Annotated in this window: 9 protein-coding genes; 7 read left to right on the top strand and 2 right to left on the bottom strand. The window is 39.5% G+C overall.

The window, feature by feature from the left end; translation table 11 throughout:
* Nucleotides 1-154 precede the first annotated feature (154 nt).
* From AC0L3Q_RS03015 to AC0L3Q_RS02985, 7 genes are all read left to right on the top strand, one after another.
* The gene (locus tag AC0L3Q_RS03015; protein ID WP_473285006.1) at nucleotides 155-2,506 is read left to right on the top strand and encodes a hypothetical protein; all 2,352 of its coding nucleotides are present in this window, start codon (nucleotides 155-157) and stop codon (nucleotides 2,504-2,506) included.
* 14 nt (nucleotides 2,507-2,520) lie between these two features.
* The gene (locus AC0L3Q_RS03010; protein ID WP_473285004.1) at nucleotides 2,521-8,457 is read left to right on the top strand and encodes a fibronectin type III domain-containing protein; all 5,937 of its coding nucleotides are present in this window, start codon (nucleotides 2,521-2,523) and stop codon (nucleotides 8,455-8,457) included.
* A 73-nt stretch (nucleotides 8,458-8,530) separates the two neighbouring features.
* Complete coding sequence (locus tag AC0L3Q_RS03005) at nucleotides 8,531-8,917, top strand: hypothetical protein (protein WP_473285002.1); 387 nt, start codon at nucleotides 8,531-8,533, stop codon at nucleotides 8,915-8,917.
* Nucleotides 8,918-8,958: 41 nt separating this feature from the next.
* Complete coding sequence (locus AC0L3Q_RS03000) at nucleotides 8,959-10,074, top strand: hypothetical protein (protein ID WP_473285000.1); 1,116 nt, start codon at nucleotides 8,959-8,961, stop codon at nucleotides 10,072-10,074.
* Between the two features lie 10 nt (nucleotides 10,075-10,084).
* Nucleotides 10,085-13,843: a hypothetical protein gene (locus AC0L3Q_RS02995; RefSeq protein ID WP_473284998.1), complete on the top strand. Its 3,759-nt coding sequence runs from the start codon at nucleotides 10,085-10,087 to the stop codon at nucleotides 13,841-13,843.
* Nucleotides 13,844-13,845: 2 nt separating this feature from the next.
* Nucleotides 13,846-15,924: a fibronectin type III domain-containing protein gene (locus AC0L3Q_RS02990; protein WP_473284996.1), complete on the top strand. Its 2,079-nt coding sequence runs from the start codon at nucleotides 13,846-13,848 to the stop codon at nucleotides 15,922-15,924.
* Between the two features lie 4 nt (nucleotides 15,925-15,928).
* The gene (locus AC0L3Q_RS02985; RefSeq protein ID WP_473284994.1) at nucleotides 15,929-22,012 is read left to right on the top strand and encodes a hypothetical protein; all 6,084 of its coding nucleotides are present in this window, start codon (nucleotides 15,929-15,931) and stop codon (nucleotides 22,010-22,012) included.
* Nucleotides 22,013-22,097: 85 nt separating this feature from the next.
* Here the strand turns inward: AC0L3Q_RS02985 and AC0L3Q_RS02980 are convergent, their stop codons facing one another.
* Both AC0L3Q_RS02980 and AC0L3Q_RS02975 read right to left on the bottom strand, forming a co-directional pair.
* A complete protein-coding gene (locus tag AC0L3Q_RS02980; protein WP_473284992.1) occupies nucleotides 22,098-22,400 on the bottom strand; it encodes a UBP-type zinc finger domain-containing protein in 303 nt (100 codons plus the stop codon).
* 3 nt (nucleotides 22,401-22,403) lie between these two features.
* Nucleotides 22,404-24,068 (bottom strand): FAD-dependent oxidoreductase, encoded by a 1,665-nt coding sequence (locus tag AC0L3Q_RS02975; protein WP_473284990.1) that lies wholly within the window; start codon nucleotides 24,066-24,068, stop codon nucleotides 22,404-22,406.
* Between the last annotated feature and the right edge of the window lie 10 nt (nucleotides 24,069-24,078).

Raw genomic sequence — 24,078 nt, 5'->3', positions numbered from 1 at the left:
TATAAGCGGGTCATCGAACTGCATAACATCTACAGCCTCTAGTTTATCAAATCAATACAGTAAAGAAAAGTTTAAAAGCACTTTGACCAAAGAAAATATTATACTAATACTTTTGATTACGGCCTGCAAAATATCAATAGTTCAAGCGCAAAGCTTGGATCAAATTGGAAAAGTCCCATTGCTCAAAGTTAATGGAGGTATTTCTGCAAATGCAACGTATTATGAAGGGACTTCCAACCGCGATCCTTTTTCATTCGCCACCAATGGAAATCTTAACTTCAATATAAGTGGTGTGTTCAATATTCCTTTGTCATTCTCCTATACGAGTCAAGGATTTGATTACTCTACTCCTTTCAAAATCAATCGACTTAGTTTACACCCCTCATACAAATGGATTACTACGCATATTGGGGATGTAAACATGACCTTTTCTCGCTATACGGTGAATGGACATCTATTTACAGGTGGTGGCGTTGAACTATCTCCCAAAGGCCCATTCAAAATAAGTGCTTTATACGGAAGGTTTTTGAAAGCTGTAGAATACGATGAAGCGTCTCCAAATATTTTACCTAATTATGACCGCTTTGGTTACGGAATTAAATCTTCATACAATTTCAAAACCTGGGATGTAGAATTAAGCCTGTTTAGTGCAAAAGATAAGCTATCCTCATTAGAGGTAGAAGTCCCATCAGAGTTAGGAATTGCTGCGCAAGAAAATATGGTAGCTTCTGTAAGAAGTAGGATACAACTTTTAAGAAACCTTGCGTTTGATTTTGAAGTTGCGCAAAGCGCAGTTACCGAAAATATTGATAGCCCTGCTGCAAGTAGCGGGAACTTCTTAAGTTTTTTGATCGATGAAAAAGAATCGACTCAATATTTCAATGCATTTAATGCCAACTTTTCATATAGTTTATACAACGGAAGTATTGGAGCAGGTTACGAAAGAATCGATCCTGGGTATAGAACATTTGGAGCGTATTTCTTTAACAATGATTTGGAAAACATCACTATTAATGCTTCTCAAAACTTATTCAAAAACAAGTTATCGCTATCCATAAACGCTGGATTGCAAAGAGATGATCTGGATAACGAAAAAGAAACCCAACTGCAACGTGTGGTCTCCTCTGTAAATGCTAGCTTGGCCGTATCCAAAAAAATGGATATCAATGCTTCGTATTCAAACTTCCAATCTTTTACCAATGTTAGGGATCAATTTGATGATATTAATAATGTTGATGAACTAAATGATAGGGATACTTTAAACTTTAAACAGATTTCTCAAAATGCTTCACTTGGCATTGTCTATCGCCTCATGGAGAGTAAGACAAAAAGACAAGAACTTTCTACCCAGGTAAACTATCAAAACTCCAGCGAAGAAAGCGGAAGTTTATCAAATGCGTCTTCTGGGTCGTACAATGGTTTTACTACATATACTTTAGAATTTCCTGAAAAAAACCTGCAGTATAACGGAGCCATCCATCTTACCTACAATGATAGTCCTGAGAGTAGTTCGATTACCTATGGCCCTACCCTTGCTGTACGGAAATCTTTTTTTGAAAAAACCTTATCCACAGGATGGGCAAATTCATACAATATTACCAGTATTTTAGGTGAAGTACAAAACAAGATCTTCAGTAGCCGACTGAACGCCAATTACACCTACAAACAACGTCATAACCTAACCTTGAATGTTATTTTTTTATTACGAGATGCGATACAACGAGTGTCTAATGACTTCACTGTTCGGTTAGGGTACGCCTACTCGTTTGATGTAAAGCGACCTAAATTCAATTTCAGAAAAAAGACTCCTTCTGCAAAAAAGGAAAAGCAAGAGGAAACCAATAGGCACTATTACCGATTTAGATACAAAGAAGTCATTTATATAGGATATGCCAACGAAATCATACTACAACTATTGGCTACTGCCAAAAGTGAATATCTAAAATCAAAAGATACTTTCGGTAGAAATGAACTGCTCACCATGCTCAGCACACTCGAAGAAGGTAAAGACCCTTTATTATTCCAAAACGACGCCATTAGTTTTTTAGACACCTTGTATCAATACATCAACTTTGATATCGAATTGAGGCGGCAACTCATTCAAACTTTAGAAGATCTAAAAATCGATACAAAAGCCAAGAACGAAGAAATCAAAATGAGTTTCAGAATTGCAAAATTCAAAATGGAACGACATGATTTACATAAAATCACTCCTGAAGAGCGATCAAAAGCAAGCGATACATCTCAGGTTGCTTATAGCGATTTGAAAAAGGAATATCAAAAACAATCCTTAAAGTACGACGCGCATCATTATATCACCAACAGAGTATTTGAGGTCAACGAAAACAAAAAAGAACATGCTAAAGAGATCGAGGATATACGATTAAAAGTGAGAAAAGACGCTTTTAAAGCCTATAGAAAAGATGGGCACTTACTTAATGCCGAAGGGTATATCGAAGGAGAAATAATAATATATCTGGATATGGAATTCAGGAAAACTAAATAACGAATATCAACAACATGAAAATCATCAAAAAAATACTTCTTTTTTTAGGTATACTTTTTTGTAGTATCCACTTTGGGTATTCTCAAAATTTTCCTGTTCAGATTTCTCCTATAGGAAGCAGACCTTATCCTAATAATCTATCCGCCTTTGCACAATCTACCTCTTTTAGTAGCCCTTTGCAATTACGATTGCTATTAACCGACATCACCACAGCAAATGAAAGACCGGTCTATCTACAAATTACCATTCGAGGAAACGGAATTAATGCTGCCAGCAATCCATCATTTGTTCGCAACCAGCAAATCACTCTAGAAGCCGGTATCCCATTATCGTTAGGCGCTGTAGATCTGGCCCCTTATTTTGAATTTCAAAACCTAATAGGGTTATCGCTGGAGCAATATCAAACTCCCTTATCAAATGGAAGTTATGATTTTTGTTTTCAGGTGATTGATGCTCGTTCTGACGTACAAATATCAGAGACTCGATGCGTAAACTTACCCATCACTCGTATACAACCTCCATTTTTGAATTGGCCACTTAACGAATCCAAAATTGTAGCCACAGATCCACCAAGCCAGATCAATTTTAACTGGAGTCCTACCTCGGGAGGAAATGTTGCGGGAGTAAAATACAAATTCCGTCTAGTGGAGATTCCTCAAGGAACCACCGATATTCAAGGGTTTATGCTGTCTACACAAGGTGGAAATCGCTGCGATCAAAGTAACGATAGCTATAGTGTGGTTTGTAGGGAAAATATTTCGGGGACCACTTTACCTTATAACTGGTATGTAAATCCAGAAGACAATCCTTTGCTAGAAGATCGAATATATGCCTGGCAAGTACAAGCCTATGTGGAGCGTGACGGTGAACAGGTAAGTACGTTTTTTGAAAATTTTGGATTGAGTCAAGTGTATTGGTTTCATTACCAAACCCCATGTTATCCTCCCAGAAATGTAGAAACTAAGCAAATTGGAGCACGTATCGCCACTATAGCATGGGATATAGAAAGTACACATCTTGATTATGTAATCAATTACAGAGAAAAGACCGAAGAATCCAGATGGTACCCTCTTTCTACTCCCAGAAATACCATCACTTTATCCAACCTGAAACCGGGAACGAGGTATCAATATCGAGTATCTGGTAATTGTGATATCGACAATGTAGCTCATAGTCAAATAATAGAATTTGAAACCGTTACCGAGGAAGTTGCCATTTATCAAGGCTGCGGAATTGAACCAGACCCATATACTGTAGATCCCAATGCTAATAATCTAGATCGGATCTATCCCGGGTTTATCATAAGAGCTGGAGATTTCCCTATCACTATTACCAAACTGGATAAAAACATGTCTCCTTTCAAAGGATATGGGTATGCAGGTATTCCTTGGCTTGGACTACCGGTAGTAGCAATAGAATTCGATGGAATCACGGTAAATGATAAACTCCAACTCACCAGCGGAGTTATTAATACCACCTATGATGCTACCTTTAGCAATTTTCCTGGATTTGATCCACCTCCTCCGCCAGATGATCCTGGTGGCGATACCGGACAAGATGTTACTCATACCATCCCTGGTGTCATTGGCGACGTAGTCCCGAATACAGATCCAAATACCAGAAATATCACTATTTATGATGACAATGGGCAAATCATTGACATCGTTGCCATGCCCGAAGGGGATAATACCGTTACCCTAGTTGATGAAAACGGAGACCAATGGGTCATTGATTCTGAAGGGAATGTACAAGGACCTGATGATCCCGGTGGAGATAATCCCGGAGGGGATACACCTGATCTCAACACCGATGATCTAACGGCAGAAAACATTCAAGTCAACTTTTTGCCAACAGGAACCTATGCATTCGACCAAATCCCAAGTGGGCAAGCACAGAATTTACTCAACACTAATGGCAATTTTTATAACGCCATAAAAGAGGTAGATGGTATATCCAACTATTATATCTCACACAAAGCGATTAAAATAAATGGTCAAGACGAGATAAGTGCCACCATAAGAAGAAAGGATAATGCATCTCCAAAACACCTAATCTTTAAGGACGAGAATGATGTTAAACTGAATGCTACATTTGATACTGATAGTACTCTCGTCACTCTATCCATAAATGGAGCTTCAGAGTTTAAAAAAGAAAACATAAAAGCTTTTGTCGCCAAAGAAGGTAAAGAATATTTGGCAGGAGTTTTTACACTATGGCATCTTCCTGAAGTGTCTTCTCCTATCAATATCACTCTCATTCCGGTAAACAGTCTGGATACTCCAAGCAAAGTCACCTTACAACGAGAATTAAATTCCATTTTCAATCCTGCTCTTATTTCCATCAATCTATCTGTTGGTGATCCTTTGTTTTCTATATCAGATATACGAAGAAGAACCCTGAAAATATGGGAATCAGACGCAGCAGACAAATACTCTTATGACATAAGAAAATACTATATCGGTGAACTACTGAAAGATCGATTGGTTGAAAAAGATCACTATTACATTTTTATTAGTGACGAAGAACCGGAGCAAGAGGTAACCGGAGCAATGCTTACCAACAATCAATTTGGTTTTATTTTCAAAAAGCAAACCGAAAATGCCAATGCCACTGGGTTTAAGAATAGTCTAGGTAAAATCATTGGGTATCATATCGCCAAAGGGGTATTTAATCTTCCTAATGCAACCACATTGGGTGCAGATCAAGGAGCTACCAACTGGCTTACCGACACCAAGAATTCGGGTACTGCACTACCCCATATGCATTGGGACAAAATTCGCAAAGACTTTACCGCCTATGATTTCCCGGATGCTGGACAAGATGCCGTATTCGATCTTCCCGAAGAGGAACAGTTTAAGTCCTTAGATTTTGGTAAAAACGGCAATAAGACCTTCACCTTTTTAAGCCCTGCTCTCGAAGGAATCATACTACCTCCTACGGTTGGAAAAATAGAATTCTTCTACGGATACAACGGTAGAGCTTCTCAAGGGGATTTTAAACAGTTTATGGATTTTATCCCGGGTACACTTAAAGGGTTTTCTATAGGAGATCAGGATTTTGAAGCTGAAATAGTTAGATCTGGTGAGGAATGGATACTTAAAGGGTATAAATCAGGAGATGAATACTACACTTACGAGAAATACAATATCCAGAGAGATGATGTGATATGGGGTAGTTTTGAAGATGAACCGATTGTTTTTCACAATAATAAACTCATCAAATTCTCTACCAGAGAAATTGAAGTCTTCCCTTACGCTTTCTCTGACAAGAAGCTAAAAACCATATTTGATTTTACGGCAAATAGGTTGGCAACCAATTTGGGTATAGACCTTCCTGCTCAGAGCAGAGCAGTCGTTAAAAACGATGCATTCCCCGTTTCTGGAGATGCGATTTCCTGGGCATTTCAAAACATAGGAATCGTACAAGGAGATGTCTTCATGTATCATAAAATTGCCGAATTACGATCCGCTTTTCCACATGTTTTGGATGACAATATTAGAAATGAAAGCGCCTATAATAAGTGGCATTCTGTAGACGAGGGTTGTAAAGAAAAATTTGGAATTAGAGGAGGAGTACGATCAAAATTTATTACTCATTTATTACAGAAATATTGCGATTGCGACATCCCGATAACTTCTCCTCAAGTAATTCCAATATTGGTTTGTGAGGAAAAACCCAACCCTGATAGCCCAAAACCAACCACACAACACGGGTACATCGTTGAATTCCTGGATTTCGTTAAAAACGGAATTGAACAAATCATCGAAGACGAAGTTCAAGATGTATTTGTAGCCCTGAACAAAGACGATGCATGCGATTACATACAAACCGAAGAGTACAACGTACTAACTACCGCTATCAATGCAGGAACGCTTAGGGATATAGAAAATCTAAAACCCAATGTAGTGCTCTGCATATTGTCAAAATATGCGAATCGACTAAACATTGGTCAGGGAGGTTCTTTTAGAACAGGAGAAGAGCTTGCCGTAATACGTTTGGTAGAAAATGTACAACCAAGAAACTCCAAAGCCATTATTCTTGGTCTAGAGGGTAATAATATCTATAACCCAGACAAAATACTCTACAAACAACTTTTCAATAAAGTTGACGACAATGTATTTACCTTTTTTGAAGACAATAGAGAACGTCTGATCAACGCATTAGTCAAACTACCACTACAGGATGTTGATTTTTACATTGAAAGAATGGATGGTTTTTTTGATGATCTAATCAACAGAAATTTTGTCCAGGAGTATAAGAATGTAGTTCGTAGAATTGTAGGAGGAGTATTAGAACTAAGCGAAATAAGACTCGAATTACTTACGCAATCCGAAGGCTTTTTCAGAGAGGACAAAGGGTATTTTGATATTGACACAGATTACGATAACGCAACAGGTCGTTTCTCTGCAACGCAACAGGTAAAAGAAGGGTTGTTCAATCTGTTTACCGAGGATCAGTTTACTGCAGAAAATCTCAAACCTTTTGATTTGGTCATGTTCTCCAACAACACCAATATCACCTTTATCAATCAATCCAATGCCAGTATCACCGACTACCCCCTTCCTGCCATTGTATTGCTATATGCAGATAGAAAAACTACCAACCGAACAATCGAGCAATCTATATCGACCACGGTAGACGTTGTAAGTTTGGTAACTCCACTAGGGGTCGTAACAAAAGCAGGAAAGGCCGCTAATTATCTAAAAGCCTTAAGTATGTCTGCAGATGTGGCTTCATTGGCAAATACGGGGTTAAGTGATGAGATTGACAATCCATATGCCAATAGATTAGCTGCCTATGCTACATTTGCTTCTCTTTTAGACCTTTCTTTTGATGGAATTCTAAAGATAAAAGCGCTCAAAAACAAAGAAACTGTAGACTTCCCGAAGGCAGAAGGTGTCGCTGATGACATTAACCGAATGGCCGACGAATCTCCAGAACTACTACAATCTGTAGTCTATAATGACAGGGCTTTTATCTATACCAACTATTACCTGCGTAGAGCAGTCATGGAAGCTGAACAAGCTCAAAGAACAGCTTTACTCCGCAGACTCAAAGAGGCCCTGGAAAAAGTTAAGCTCTCCCGATTAACAGAGTTAGGACTACCTGTTGGTAAAGTACTTAAGGGGCAACCAAAAGTAACCTACTTTAAAGACGTTTCGATCACCGGAGAATTTAGAGCTTTTACGGTTAAGCGAAAAACGGTAAATGAAAATGGCGAGGACGGCTGGTCTATCGTTAAACAAACACGAGCCGGGACTTTCTGGAATACACAAGGCCAAAACCTACCCAATACTGCACAATACACCAGTAAAGATGGTCAATTTTATGTACGCCATGACCAATCCGATGGTAGGCTCTTATTCTTTGATGTTGCCGAAAAGAAATGTATCGCATGGTCAAAAGATCAAAACAACGTACACTTCACAAGTTTATTAGAGAAATTCTCTCATCTTAATGACGCTGAAAAGGAAATCGCAGCTTATGAGGAATTGATCCAAAATCTAAAGCGTTTTCATGGGTATACCAACATGAAAACCATTTATCTCCCTACCGGAAATGTATCCTTAAGTCAGGATAAAGCCAATGTTATTTTAGGAAAATGGGACCCTAACAAATCTCCTGGTATAAGTGGTGAGGTAGGTACCGATGATATTTTGAATGAGTTAACGGTCTTCAGAAATTATGCTTTTGCCAACGAATCTCAGGAATTCAGAAAAGGAAGTATTCATATGCTTAATCTACCCGATGAAGTATTTAATGAAAACTTTTTCAGAGAATACAACAAACCATTTTTAGATTTCATCAATACCAACAAAGACAAAGTAAGAATCATTCTGGCAACAGACCCAAGGAAAAAAATGTTCTACGAGGTCATGATAATGGAATCCCAAACAGGATACCAACCGGATTTGGTAGAGAGATCAAATACCTGGTTGACAACAACATAAAAACAGTATACCTAAAAGACGGTACTACCATCAATCTAGATGACGTAGATCTGTCGAATATAAATTGGAACTAATGAAAAAATTAGAAGGACTATATAGAATCAACACTCCCCATATTATACAAGACAAACATGGCGGAGGAACCATTACACAAGAAGTGTATTGGTTTGTGGCATTTTATGAAAAAGAGCATTTGGTTGGACTTTATGGAAGTTCAAAAGAGGATTACGAGAGTTTTGTTTCTAAACAATTTGAGTTACACGGAACGTATACTCTGACTGACCAAAACCAGTTGACATTTACCATAGAAAACCCTTACACTCAAGAGATATTGCAGTTTGAAGGTATGGTGATCAACGAAGAACAAAAAATCAAACTAAAAGGAGTTAAAAAAACAAAGCCTGCAGAGAACTGGGTTGACGACGATTTCATCAAGGTAACAATTGATCATATCGCTTAAAATTTCTCTTTCGGTATCCATTATTTCTAACCTCAGATAGCATGAAAAAAATACATCTCTACATAATCATCTTAACATGTTTTACGACCATGGCCTGGAGTCATGGCAGTAAAGATACTTTGGCTATCAAAAGAGGAGTCACAATTCAACCTTCAAGAACGACTATTTTGCAAACCCGTTCTTTTGCTAACCTAGATAAGGAAATACAAAAAAACCACGCCTATCACCTTTCTCCCAAAAAAACAAAGGCAGCTGTAACAACCAAATCTGTAAACCCACAAAGCCAATCCTTACTTCAGGAAGCCAGAGCAACTTTTGAAAAACTAAATGAAACTCAAAACTATATTGAACAATTAATTTCTCGTGATGATATCAAAACACTACCTGTTGGAATTAGCAGAGATATCGGTGGTACTCGATACGATTTGGGGATTAGCAAAGTGACCTTTTATCAAAACTATGCAGAAATGACCGCCTTTGTTCGGATACGAACACCAATGGCAGGCCAGGGAACAGAAGATGTAGACCCAGAAGGAAATACGCTCCTCTTTTTTGGATTGGATAAAATAAAATTATCTCTCACTGGCGGTTTGTTAGGAGGAGAAAACAATCTGGTATTGCTTAAAGATTATGAGCTTCTAAGCAACCGACCTGACGCAAATGGCGAATCAAAAGGGTATTCTATTTATCTGAAAGGAGGCTTTGATCGGGATTCTGGACAAATAAATCTAGACGAAGCTTCGTATGTAACCATAGATTGTGATGGTTTCAAAAGAATGCAACTTAACGCTCAAGTACAATTCCCGAGATCGATACTAGAACCAGTAGACGAAAACAACGAAGTGATTCCAGGGGACGACAATAAAGTAGCTGCTTCTTTCAAAGTAACTGCTGAAGATTGGAATGACATTTTGGTTGATAACCTTACGTTTCAAAAATTTCAGATGACATCTTTAAGAGGATTCATCTTTGATATTCAGAATGCTTCTTTCGATTTTAGCGATACTCGTAACCCTTCTTCCATAAATTTCCCAAGTGGATATGCCGACCAGGGGGAGATATTTCTAACACCTGGCGAGGAGTCTATATGCAGAGTGCTACAATCATTTTACCTAAGGCCTTCAAAAAAGAAATTCTACCAATCGCATCACGATTAACGCAGCCAATATGCTCATCGATCGACAAGGTGTTTCTGGGTTGTTTGAAGCAGAAAATCTTATTCAAATTAATGAAGGGGACGCTTCCAAATGGCAATTTTCTGTGGATACTTTTCAGGTAGCATTGGTCGCTAATTCTATTGACGGAGCAGGTTTTGCTGGTAAAATAGTATTGCCACTTTCCAAAGATATCGTAACTGATCAAAGTGATTCGGGGACCATATTAAAATATGAAGCCGCTATTTTTAGCGGTCGCGAGTACAAGCTCACTGTACAGCCTGTTGACAGAGAATTAGACCTTGATCTCTGGAAAGCTAAAGCAACCATTACTGAAGGGTCTTATGTAGAATTTAAAGTAGAAGATGATCGGTTTATGCCCAAAGCGGTGTTAAGTGGTAATCTTTCTATAGGAGCAGATTTGGACGACAATGATCAACCCGATGTGGGTGACGGAACTGGTAGTCTTGAAGATAAAGTTATTCAAATCCCCAATGTAAAATTTACCAACCTGCAGTTACAAGCCAAGCAACCCTATTTGCAAGTTGGAGCAGATACAGATGACGGTTTTGTGGGCGGTTCCTTTGGTTTTGGAGAAGGTGAACAAGCCAAAATAGCCTTTTTCCCAGTGACCATTTCTGAACTTACCTTGCGAACTGATGAAAACAAAAATGCAGAACTCATTTTTGATATCGGTATCAATTTAATGAAGGACAAAATCACTGCAGAAACTAAAATTAATATTAAAGGTGAATTTACTGAAGAACAAGGGATTCAAAGATGGAAGTATGACTCTTTCAAAATTAATAACCTCAACCTTAAAGCCGATCTCGAGGCATTAGAACTCGAAGGTAGGATCAGTTTTATGCGAGATGATCCTATTTACGGAAACGGTTTCAGTGGTGAAATAGCAGCGACTTTTAAAAGAGGAATAAAGGTAACGATAAGATCTACTGCAATTTTTGGAAGAACCAAAGATGAAGGCAATACGCCTGGGTTTAGGTATTGGTATGTAGATGCCTATTCTGGTGGTCTTGGTACTGATTCCAGTTTCTCGAAGTTAGCGGTAAGTGCGTTTGGTGGAGGAGCTTTCTATCGTATGGATCGGGTAGGCTTTAATTCATTAAACAATGTGACCGGACAAGATTACAAACCTGATCGTTCTGTTGGCCTGGGTGTAAAAGCAATGGTGGCCTTTAATAATAAAGCGACATCAGACCTTTTTAATGGTGTTGCTGCTTTCGAAATGGTATTTTACGAAACCGGAGGTATGAAACGAATCTCCTATTATGGTGAAACTCATTTCCTGGCCAAAGGAGAAAGAAATCCACGGGCAAGGTTAGTGTCTGGACTTGAAGAAGTAACCGCCAAAGAAGGTAATTATTCTGGAGACCTTGAAGCCGACAAAGAACAAGATTTGGTCGGTGTGGCTCAAAATATTTTTGGGGATGGCAATATAAAGGGTCAAGATGGAATCCATTCTTTTGTAGCCTTACAATATGATTTTGGACAAAATGGTTCCAGAAGTTCGTTACACGGTGAGGTAACCGTATATATCAAAATAAAAGGAGGAGCCATCAAAGGAGGTGGCCCAGATAACCGTGCAGGAAGAATAGAGTTCCATTTCGAAAAAAATAACTGGCATGTCTTTTTAGGTACTCCAGAAGTTCCCCTGTCTCTGGAGTTAAAAATAGGTGGGTTTACCATTACACCACAAGGATACTATATGGTAGGATATGGTATCCCTGGATTGGCCATATCAAGAGATAACCCTGTCACCAAGATATTGAACTTATCGGATGAGGAAAGGCAATTTAATAGCAGATCGGTATCCGAGAGTGTAGAGAGCTTACGATTAGGAAAAGGATATGCCTATGGTATTGGTTATCATCTGGATACCGGACCTATAGATGTTGGATACTATTATTATCAATTTACCGCTGGTTTCGGTTTTGATCTATTGGTACAAGATGCAGGTGATGCCGTATGTGAGCATAACAATCAACCAGTTGGGGTTAATGGTTGGTTCATGCAAGGTCAATTATGGGGTTATGTTACCGGAGATTTTGGAATTGTAATCAATCTCTATTTCTGGAAAGCAAGGGTTTCTATAATCTGGGCAGGAATTGCCGTCTTGGTAAGAGCACAGTTGCCAAACCCATGGTGGTTTAAAGGTATATTAGGGATTCGATACGAAGTACTTGGAGGTATTATTTCGGGTCACGCCAGAATCGAAGTCGAATTTGGTACCCGATGTGTGCTTACCACTGGCACAGAGCTTGGACTCAGCATAATTGCCGATGTAAAACCCTCGGACGGGGCGACAGAAGTAGATGTCTTTACCTCCCCCGAGGCCGGGTTTAATTTTGAAATTGATAAACCCTTTGAGTTTGTAGATGATGATGGCGTCGTCAAGCAGTACAATATCCGTTTAGATGAATTTTCAGTAAAACATAATGGAAATGATTTGCCAGGTAAACTGCGATGGAATAACAGAAAAGATCTGGCTACCTATGTAACGGATGACATTTTACCACCAGAACAAGAAATAAAGGTAAAAGTAAGAGTAGTGCTACAAGAGAAATCCGGAAACGATTGGGTAGATATTGTGATCAATGATCGATTATCTGACGAAGAGCAGGAACGAACTTTTACCACAGGAGTAGCTCCAGATTATATTCCGTTGCATAATATCGAATACTCTTATCCCGTAGTAGAGCAGAAATATGTATATCCAAGACAACACAATAGTGGGTATGTTCAACTCAAGAAAGGACAGGATTATTTATTCTCTAGTAGTGCGTTTAACAAAGTAGTTACTTTTGAAGATAATGGCGAAAACCCAAGAAGCGGGTTTAGTTACAATAATGCTTCAAACAAGATCTCTTTTTCGTTACCAACTTTGGTTAATGAGCAAGAATATTCGCTGGTATTAAACAATGAACCAAAAAGTAATAATAGAAGCTCCTTATCCCGCGAATATAAAACCAAGGCAGGTGATGATTTAGGAGGGACAATCTCTATACGAAGTGCAAAAATACAAGGAAGCAGCACCAGTGCAGAAACTATCGAACTGTTGCGATATGATTTTGGTACAAGTATCTATGATACCTTCAGAGCAAAAGTTAGTGCCAAGAGGCAGATTCGATCTCTAATGGATATCGCCAAAGTATTGAATCCAAATACTAATGAAGAGGAGTACGTTCCTGATGTACACTTTTTACTAGCAATTACCGAAGAATCTGAACCCTTTGATATTACAGAACTTCAGGGAAGTATTTACAGCGGAGTTATAGAAGAAGGTATATATCAACCTTTAATCAAAATTGAAGCTAATTTACGAGGTAATCGATACTATAACAATTACATCTATCCTCTGGTATATCAAGGATATCCTCTTCGATCCGATTTTACGGTAACTCGTGATGTTAACGAAATGGGAATGCCTCCTACAAAGGCTGTATTGGTGCTTACAGATTACATCAACAGTCTTGAAAACGATCCAAGGGATTGGTGGATACGAGAACGTATGCCACATCGCTATCATTTACCTTTTTACTATAAAAAAGATTTTGTAGACATACGCTACAAAATTGTAAACGCCTTTTTCCCAGATGCAGCGAACCATCAAGCCGAAATAGCTCGATTTGATTATATCATAAATGGCGAATTTCCAGTAGTAAAAAGAGGAGATTACAAAACAGAAATGAAGTATGTGTTACCTGGCGGAACAACCAGTGACTCTAGAAATTACACCTATACATTTGACTAATAATGAGCATGACATTAAAGACCTATATCATCCTATTTTTTATCTGTGCAACAACCCACTTGGGGTATGCCCAAAGTCGCCTTTCAAAAAGTGAGATTAAAGTAATTTCAAGAGTGCAAAAAGGACGAATACTATTGCGTTGGGCACCAGATAAACCTGCTGCATGGAAATTACTAAACACCTATGGATATACTATTCATAGAACAACAGTATCTAGAGACGGGAAAACACTACTTGATGGAGCACAAAAAATACTTAATCCATTACCTATCACTCCGGGTCAAAAAGAGGACTGGGAAGCAATGGCCAAAGCAAATGATAATGCCGCCATTGTAGCACAGGCTATCTTTGGGGCTTCATTTGCCGTGACACAAAATGGGGCCGCCACCAATCCTTTTGAGCGTGCTATCAAAAAAGCAGAAGAACTACGGCAACGCTACAGTTTCTCGTTGTTGGTTATTGATCAGGACTTTGAAGTGGCTCAAAAAGCAGGATTAGGTTTTATAGATACCGATGTGAAGGTGAACGAAAAGTACCTCTATCACATAAAATCCAATGTTCCAAAAGACATGTATGATATCCGGTACGGAGGAGTCTTTACAGGTTTATCAGAATACGAAGAACTACCAAAACCGGTAGACTTTTCTGTTACCTTCAAAGATAAAGAAGCGATCTTAAGCTGGAATTCGGGAATACTTAAAGATTACTATAACAACTACAAAATAGAAAAATCTACAGATGGTGTTACCTATGCTCCCCTTCGAGAAAGACCCTATACCATCACCGAAAAACCGGTAAAAGATGGACGTACAACACTTACCGATTCTATTCCCAATTTAATTACCTATCACTACAGAATAAAGGGAATATCATCTTTTGGCGAATTGAGTCCTTCCTCCAAAGTAATCCAGGGTCAAGGGACACCAACATTAGCTGTAAATCCATATCTGACTACTCAAAAAATCAATGATAAATCGGTGGTATTGAATTGGGAATTTCCTGTAGAAAAGAACCACATGATCAAAGGGTTTAAGCTATTATATGCAACATCTAATACAGGTAAATACACAACGGTCATCAGTAATATTCCCAAAGAGCAACGAAGTATTACCTATAACAATCTGGGAGCATCCAATTATTTTAAAATTGTTGCCATCGATAATTATGACAAAGCGCGGAAATCTTTTGCCATGCTCGTGCAACCAGAAGATGCCGAACCTCCACTCCCTCCAAAAGGACTTACGGGAACTATAGATACCTTAGGAATTGTACGTTTAAACTGGATTCACAATTCGGAACAAGACCTGCTAGGATATCGGGTATATATTTCTAACAATCCCAATCACGAATTTAGCATTGTGACACCAAGCACTCTTGTTGAAAACAAATTTGTAGATACCCTATCACTAAAAAACTCTAACCGTAAAATTTATTACAAGATTAATGCCCTGGATCAACGTGCTAATCCTTCCAGTTTTTCGGAGATATTAGAACTTGAAAAGCCTGATATGCTGCCTCCAGGACAGGCAATTTTTAAGACAGTAAAACAGGTTTCAAATTCTCAAATGACTATCGAATGGTTATCAAGCCCAAGTGCTGACACACAAAACTATTTGATCTATCGAAAAGAAGACAATATCAAAGAATGGAAACTCATTTTTACAGGAACAAAAGAAGATCGAAATTTTCAGGATAATACTATCGAGCCAGGTAAATTATATAGTTATACCATACTGGCAAAAGATACAGCAGGTTTGGAATCACCACCTGTTTCTCCGGTCTCTGTTTTGACAAAATATATCGGAGCCCGACCCGAAGTAAAAGGATTCAACGCCACTGCAAATATCGAACAGCAATCTATTGTGTTGAATTGGAGATACCGAGAAAAAGACGTAACGCAATTCGAAGTATACAAAAGGGCAGAATCAGCCCCCCTGAAACTGTTTAAGACCTTACCAGGTTCTACTTCGATACTAAAAGACACCGATCTCACCATCAATACCAACTATACTTATGCTATACGAGCGGTATTCAAAGATGGAGGACTATCAAAAAAGACTGAATTAACCATAAAATTTTAGGGTTATGAAAAAAATAAAGATACTTTTTATCTTATGCTTACTATTGAATCTGGCAGGGATTCATGCACAAGATTATATAGTACGAATTTCATCAAGTGGACCACCGGCAGGAGGAGATGTACGTTTTGCTATTACCAGAGCCAACTACAAGATCTTTAACGGAGGAACGCAATTAGACAGTTATGATTTTACCAGCGACCAAGCGGTTTTTCCTACAGGAATTATGACCTCTAACCAACGTGTCAACCGAATTGAAATTTCATTTTCCTATCGAGTTTCCAGTAGCTCTGCTCCATTTACATGCGGTATTACCGAAAATATAAGTCTATCTGCTGCAGAGCAAGATTGTTTCAGTAGAGAATATACCAATGGTCGATGTACATTGAGAGTAGAACTCATCCATACAAAAGCCGCGATATCCCAACCTGTAAATGACACCTTTTGTTTGGACGACGGTCTGACTTTTACTAGAATCAACGATTGTACAAATGCTACCTACCGATGGTTTTACAATATCGATAATTCTGGAAACTTTCTCGATACCGGAGTAACAACAGTAGGTAGACAACCGGCAAGAATTCCATTCGACAGACTTATTCCTAGAACCTACAGAGGGAGTATTCGATTAAGAGCAAGAATCACCATCAATGGTGTTAATTACAATTCGAACATTGTTATTTTTAGAACCTTGCCCTGTGCTCCTGAAATTTCAAGAGTGGACCCCATAAACGCCTCCTGTGGAAGGAATAATGGAGGGCTCCGGATCACCTTTAGAGAAGCTGTGGGTCAAGAAATGCTCTTTGTAGTACGCCAAGGAGGCAGACCTATCGAAAGTGTACAGCAATTCGTTTCAGGATCTACCTTTACCTGGCCATCAAACAGAGGATTGCGTTCGGGGCAATATACGCTTACTTACCAACCTTTCCCTGGTGAAGTTATCGATTACAATCGCCCGATTAACATTGGGGATACTCCAAGAGTCAGCTTTTCTGCTGTCAAAAATGCAGATGTAGAATGTTTTGGTCAAAATATTGGGCGTATTACCATCACCGCAAGTAATGGAAATGGTAGATATCAATATCGAGTAGATGGAGGACCATGGCGAAATTTTGCTAGTGGAAACCGACATGTATTAACAGGGCTGGCCAGAGGAAATTATCGAATCGAAGTTCAGGATGACTCTCAGTGCGTTGGGCAGACTAGCGGGGGAAACACTGGAGAAAATGTTTTTATCAATGGCCCTATCGACGGGGTTACATTTTCGAATATTAGAGTCACTCCGGTAACCTTTAGAGGAGATAATACGGGCGCGATTAATCTTGCGGTTTCGGGAGGGAGCAGACCTTATCGATACCAATGGAGCAATGGCAGCACCACAGAAGATATCTCAGGACTAACTGCAGGTTTTTACACACTTACGGTGATTGATAATAATGATTGTAGCTTTTCGTCTAACCCGATAGAAGTTACAGAACCCGATGCGTTACAGGTAGGAATCAATATCAGACAACTGATCTCTTGTAATGGGGATACGAATGGAGTTTTGGAAGCTTTACCTTCTGGAGGAACAACATCTGCCGGATATCAATACGAATGGACAAAAACCGGAGATCCCACCTTCACACGAAATACAAGAATCATTTCGAATCTTACTCCTGGGACCTACAATGTTACTTTAGGTAATATTGGAGCTCCCTCTATTTCTAATTCAGAAACTTTAAATAATCCGGCGCCTTTAGGGTTTACTTCATTTAATGTACAAAATGTAGCGTGTTTTGGAGAATCAACAGGTGCAATACGTTTTTCGATAACCGGAGGAAGACCTCCTTTCCGAGTAAATTGGGATAATGGAGTATCGCAAAGTACTAACGGTCCTGTAGCTTTTGTTAATCAACCCGAAGGAGATTATAATTTTCAAATCCTGGATGCCGAAAATTGTACCATCAGTAATACTTCCCCTATCAGTATCATCGAATCTCCCGAAATTGTAATCGATCTCGAAGGCCTGGGAGTCCAAAGTCCTACTACAGTTAACGGAACCAATGGTGCCATAGACATTACCGTATCCGGAGGAACCGGAACAGGAACTTATCGCTACGCCTGGACCAGTCCCGAATTTGGCGGTACCCGAACCACCGAAGATATATCAGGATTAACCGAAGGAACCTATACCCTTACCGTATTAGATACCAATAATTGTCCAGAGGTTAGGGTTTTTGAGTTAAATGATCCAGAACCTCTAGTGGTATCTATTCGGGTAGATCAAGATATTTTATGTTTTGAGCAAAAAGCCGAAATGACTGCAATTGTAACCGGTGGAGTTACCAACTCTGCTCAAGGGTATACCTATCAATGGTACCAAATCAATGCAGGGGTAGCCGAAGCCATAGTTGGAGAAACCAATCAAAGCATCACAGGTCTGGACGAAGGGATTTATGAAGTGCGAGCTACAGATATCGTAGGGGTTTCTGAAGTAAGTCAAAGAGAAGAATTTATAGAACCTCCAGAAATATTGGTTGATGGTACCCAACAAAATATTTTATGTAATGGTGGCAGTACAGGTAGTATAGATCTTACTGCTACAGGGGGAATACCTCCCCTCACCTACGAATGGACTAAAGCAGAAGACCCTACGTTCTCCAGCAATACCGAAGATCTCAATAATTTGACTTTTGGTACCTATACGGTTGTTGTAAGAGATACTAATCTGGAATGTAGAAAAGAAAGAACTTTCATCATAGAACAACCTGATAACCCCGTAGCAATTACCGATGTGATACAAGAAGATGTGAAGATCTTTGGAGAGAGCTCGGGAGCATTATCTATTACCGTATCTGGCGGAACTCCTCCTTACTCTTATTCTTGGACAATGGTTGAAGATCCATTATTTACCTCCGATCAAGAAGACATCACAGGATTACGAGCAGGAAACTACACCGTAGCCATAAGGGATAGTAATTCTGACAATATAACACCAAATCTAGGCTGTATTACTTCACAAAGTTTTGAAATCATACAACCCGATAAGCTTGAAGTAGAAATCACCGTGGGAAATCCACTAGATTGTTTTGGCTTTTCTGACGGTATTCTTGAGGCAAATGCTATGGGAGGAATAGAAAGTGAAGATTACAACTACCAATGGGTTGAAATTATCAATGGCAATGAAAACGACATCACCATAGATCCATTAAGCGCTACTATAGAAAATCTCGAAACCGGGACGTATAAGGTAATTGTAACCGATGTAAACGGTGCAGTAGCAGAGGATACTTTTGAGTTAGAAGAGCCCGATAAAATAGTTGTTTCTTTTATCGAGAAATCAGATGTCGTTTGTTTTGATGAGTCCAATGGTTCGATTACATACAATATCTCTGGAGGAACTCCTTTTGATGACAATACCTACTTAATAGAATTTTATAGAGGTAGTAATCTTTATACCGATGGGAATTTTACGGTGGGAGATCTTACCTTTGATGCACTTCCTGCGGGAACCTATGACATTCGAGTATTGGATAAAAATGGGTGTGTTGAAGTTGAGTCCCCAGATCCTATAGAAATTAGACAACCTGATGTACTTGAAATTTCGGATGTAGAGGTCAACGATCTTACAGGTTTTGAAACACAAAACGGTAGTATCACCGTTACCATATCTGGGGGAACGATCCCTTATCGATATGAGTGGCGTAGAGAAAACGAATCAGATATTATTGGCAGGGCAGCAACCATAGATCAACTGCCTATTGGTAATTATGAAATCACCATTTTTGACGATAATGATTGCCAGGTACAAGAAGTATATACGTTAGAGCAACCCGATCCATTGCTGGTTACCATAGACTATCCATTAATTGGAGGAAGAGTCTCCTGTAATGGGAGTACAGATGCTATTCTGGAAACCACGGTAACTGGAGGTGTGCCTTTTGACAATGATACTGCAGCACCGTATTACACTTATTCATGGTATCACGTTTCTGATCCCACGGACATTTTAACCAACGAACCCACTTTACAAAACATCGGAAGTGGCACTTATGGAGTTACGGTAGTTGATGCCAATGGAAATACTACGGTTGCACTTCCGTTTCAAGTGATTGAACCACCTTTGATTGAGATCGACATTACAAATCAAGAGGATATTCTTTGTTTTAACGATGCTTCGGGTGCTATTTCGGTCGATGTGAGTGGGGGAACTCCTTTTGACGATGGGTCTTATCTGTATGCCTGGAGCAACGGTGCCAATACCAAAGACATCACTGATCTTTATGCTGGAGAATATACCTTGACGGTAACCGACAAAAATGGTTGTACCATGCAACGTTCTGTCCTTCTGGAAGAACCTAGTCCATTAACCATTATACAAATAGATCGCATACCGGCTTCTGCTCAAAATGTACGAGATGGTTCGGTGACTATACAAGTCATTAATGGAACTCCTCCTTATACCTACGAATGGTTTGATGAAAACGACAGGCAATTACCATCAAACACAGCCAGTTTAAACAACATTAACAATGATCCCTTTTTTGTAACCATTACAGATGCTAATGGCTGTACCATCGAGAAACAAAATATCGATGATCCACTTCCTGAACTTTCAGTTGCTATCGTTCAGATCAATCCGGTTTTATGCCAAGGATCAAGCACGGCAAGTTTAAGAGCTAATGTTAGTGGTGGTATCCCTTTTGCCGCCAGTAATCCATATATCTACAGCTGGTTCGAAGAAGGAAATCCTAACCCTATCGGAACAGAAAGAATACGCTATGAATTAGCAATCGGGAGTTATTATCTGATTGCCGAAGATGCTGTGGGGAATCGCGTACAAAGTGACGTCTTTGAAATCACCGGCCCTCCTGTACAACTCGAAGTAGCTTTGGCCGCAGATTATATCAACTGTGGTGATGGGAATGATTGGACAATTACTCCCGATATACAAGGAGGAGTTCCCCCTTATACGCTCTTCTGGCAAAATGGATTGGGAAATACCCAGGAGCTAAGCAATGTCCCCGGAGGAACCTATACGCTTATCGTTCAGGATGCACGTGGATGTATTGCACAGCAGTCTATCACCACTCCAGATCCACCAGTTTTGGAAGCTGAAATTTCCGGTAATGATCCTCAGTGTTATCAAGGGAGTGATGGATCTGCATCAGTGATCCCAACTGGTGGAGTGCCTCCGTATACTTATTTCTGGAGCAACAATGCTACCACAGCCCAAATTAATGGTCTCACTGCGGGTGATTATTTTGTAGAGATCACCGACAGTAAAGGTTGCCAAATCATAGAAGAAATTTCTCTATTTGATCCCGACGAAATTATACTTGATATTGGACCCATCCAAAAAATATTATGCATGGGGCAAACCTATACTGTAGATGGTACCATTGCGGATCCTAATGCTATCTATCGTTGGACCTCTGATCAAGGCTTTGAAAGTACTGAGGCCGAAGTCATTTTGTCTGAACAAGGCATATATCAACTGGAGGTTACCACAGGCAATCAGTGTATTGCCACTGCTAGTCTGGAAATTATTGTAAGGGATACTCCGCTTAACGCTGAATTTTTATTATCATCAGATGTTTTTGTAAATGAAACCTTTGTTTTGGCTAATGTAAGTTTCCCCAAACCTGAACGTGTAGATTGGGACCTCCCTGAAGGTGCAGAGATCATCGATATCAATGACACTTATGCCGAAATACGATTTGATACGCCTGGCGAATATGACGCCCAAATGAACGTATTTTTGGATGGATGTGAAGCTTCTTTTTCTGAAACCATTGTAGTACGGGAAAGATCTTCTTTTGATGAAGGAGGAGGGTTAAATTTCTTGAAGAAATTTACGGTATACCCGATCCCAAACAATAGAATATTTACTATTGAAATTGACTTCAAACAAGTAACACCGATTTCATTTAATATTTATGGTATCGAGAACAATACTCCAATTCTAGGTGCACCGTATACCGACCAGGGAGCCTCTTTTTATGCCATTCCAATGAATTTACAAGGGCAGAATCTATCCCCTGGTGTATATTTTATAATTCTCGAAACCCCAGAAAAACGATATGTGCATAAAATTGTAATTGAATAATTGTATGACCAACCACCCATGAAGACATGGTTTTAAAAACGATCCCTGAGTGGCAACTACCACTCAGGGGTTCTTTTTTCTTTTATTAATACTTTACAAAGGACTTATGTTCATAACACCAGGCCCAACGCTCATTAGGTTCTGCAGAAATCACAATGTTATGATCTTTATGAGTTTGATAGTGCGCACTGGCATGTTTATTAGGAGAAGAATCACAGCAAAGAGTGACCCCACAAATCTGACAAGTCCTAAGATGCACCCAGGTATCCCCAGTTTTGACACACTCTGCACATTCAAAACGTTCATGCCTTTTAAAGTTTTCTGCGTCAAAATCCTTAAGGTGATCACATATTTTGGGTTTTAGTGGCATATTGGAGTCATTTTTCAAACATTACATTTCAGATAAATATTCGTGAACGAACTTAATAGCCATCGCCCCTTCGCCTACCGCCGAAGCTACACGATTCATAGCCCCTGCTCGCACATCCCCAGAAGCAAAAACTCCGGGGCTACAGGTCTCCAGCAAAAAGGGTTCTCTATCTTTTTTCCATACTTTTTTGAAATCCTCGTACCTACTTAAATCTCTACCGGTTTCAATAAATCCTCTTTCATTTTTGATGATCCCCAATTCGATCCAATCGGTATAGGGGCGAGCCCCAATAAAAATGAACAGTGCATCAGCAGGAACTTCTTTTACCTCATCAGGATTAGTACAGGTAAGCTCTAAAGTAGTCAAGCGTTCGTTCTCCCCCATCGCTTTGGTAACATTGGTATGCCCCAGTAGCGTAATATTATCAATCGCATCGATCTGATCGATAAGATAACTAGACATGCTGCTGCTCAAATCCTTTTTGCGCACTACGATGTATACATTTTTGGCAAATTTGGAAAGGTATACTGCGGATTGCCCTGCAGAATTTCCTCCTCCAACAATATATACTTCTTTATTACTACAGGCCTGTGCTTCGGTCATCGATGATCCATAGTACACTCCTGCCCCTGTGTATTGATCAATTCCTTCGGCTTCTAGTTTTCTGTAATTTACTCCAGTGGTAATGACTACACTTTTGGTACTAATGCATTCTCCGTTTCCTAGGGTTAAACTTTTGTATCCATCTTTTTCAGAAATCGAAGTCACCTCTTGTGGGGATAAAAATTCGATACCAAATCGTTTGGCTTGTGTAATAGCACGGTGGGTTAATTCTTGTCCGCTCAATCCTTTTGGAAATCCTAGGTAATTTTCGATTCTGGAACTGGTTCCTGCCTGACCTCCCGGAGCATGTTTTTCGATAAGCAGTGTTTTGAGTCCTTCGGATCCACCATATACTGCTGCAGCTAATCCCGATGGGCCTGCACCAATAATCACCACATCATAGAGATTATCTTGTGGATGTGCATTGAGCCCCAAAGCAGTGGCCAACTCGATAATATCCGGATTTTTATAACAGCTCCCATCCTGTAAAGACACTACAGGCATATCTGTAGGAGTAAGGTTGTGTAATTCGGCTAATTCTTGCGCTTTATCGCTGGTTTCTATATCCAACCATTGAAACGGAAATAAGTTTCCGGACAAGAAATCCTTGATATCATGAGATTTTGGTGAAAATTGATACCCTATCACTCGAATCCCCTCAAAACCAGGTTGAAAATCCAACTGCCAGGCATCCAAAAGGTCATTCAATACCGGATACAGTTTTTCTTCTGGTGGATTCCAGGGTTTGGTAAGGTAGTAATCCAACTGCACATCGTTAATCGCTTTGATGGCAGCATCGGTATCAGAATATGCGGTAAGCAACACCTTTTTAGCATCAGGAAAATGTTTCTTTGCTTGGCTTAGAAATTCTACTCCTAGCATTTCGGGCATACGTTGATCTACCAAAAAAAGCGCAACAATTTCATTTCTTTTCTTGAGATCTACCAAGGCTTCCAACGCATCATTGGCAGAAAGGGTACTCATGATTCTATATTCCTTGCGATATTGCGATTTCAGGTCTCTGGTTACGGCACGCAATACCTGCTCATCGTCGTCTAATGCAAATAGGATGGGTTTTTTCATTTCTTATCTA

This window comes from Aquimarina sp. KJ22-3, assembly GCF_055808215.1.
Note: the sequence above shows the minus strand (reverse complement) of the source record. Positions and strands in the feature narration are given on the sequence as shown.

Excerpts from the sequence above, each read along its gene's own strand:
- AC0L3Q_RS02995 (WP_473284998.1), top strand. The coding sequence starts at position 10,085 with ATGCTCATCGATCGACAAGGTGTTTCTGGGTTGTTTGAAGCAGAAAAT.
- AC0L3Q_RS03010 (WP_473285004.1), top strand. The coding sequence starts at position 2,521 with ATGAAAATCATCAAAAAAATACTTCTTTTTTTAGGTATACTTTTTTGT.
- AC0L3Q_RS02985 (WP_473284994.1), top strand. The coding sequence starts at position 15,929 with ATGAAAAAAATAAAGATACTTTTTATCTTATGCTTACTATTGAATCTG.
- AC0L3Q_RS03005 (WP_473285002.1), top strand. The coding sequence starts at position 8,531 with ATGAAAAAATTAGAAGGACTATATAGAATCAACACTCCCCATATTATA.
- AC0L3Q_RS02975 (WP_473284990.1), bottom strand. The coding sequence starts at position 24,068 with ATGAAAAAACCCATCCTATTTGCATTAGACGACGATGAGCAGGTATTG.
- AC0L3Q_RS02990 (WP_473284996.1), top strand. The coding sequence starts at position 13,846 with ATGAGCATGACATTAAAGACCTATATCATCCTATTTTTTATCTGTGCA.
- AC0L3Q_RS03000 (WP_473285000.1), top strand. The coding sequence starts at position 8,959 with ATGAAAAAAATACATCTCTACATAATCATCTTAACATGTTTTACGACC.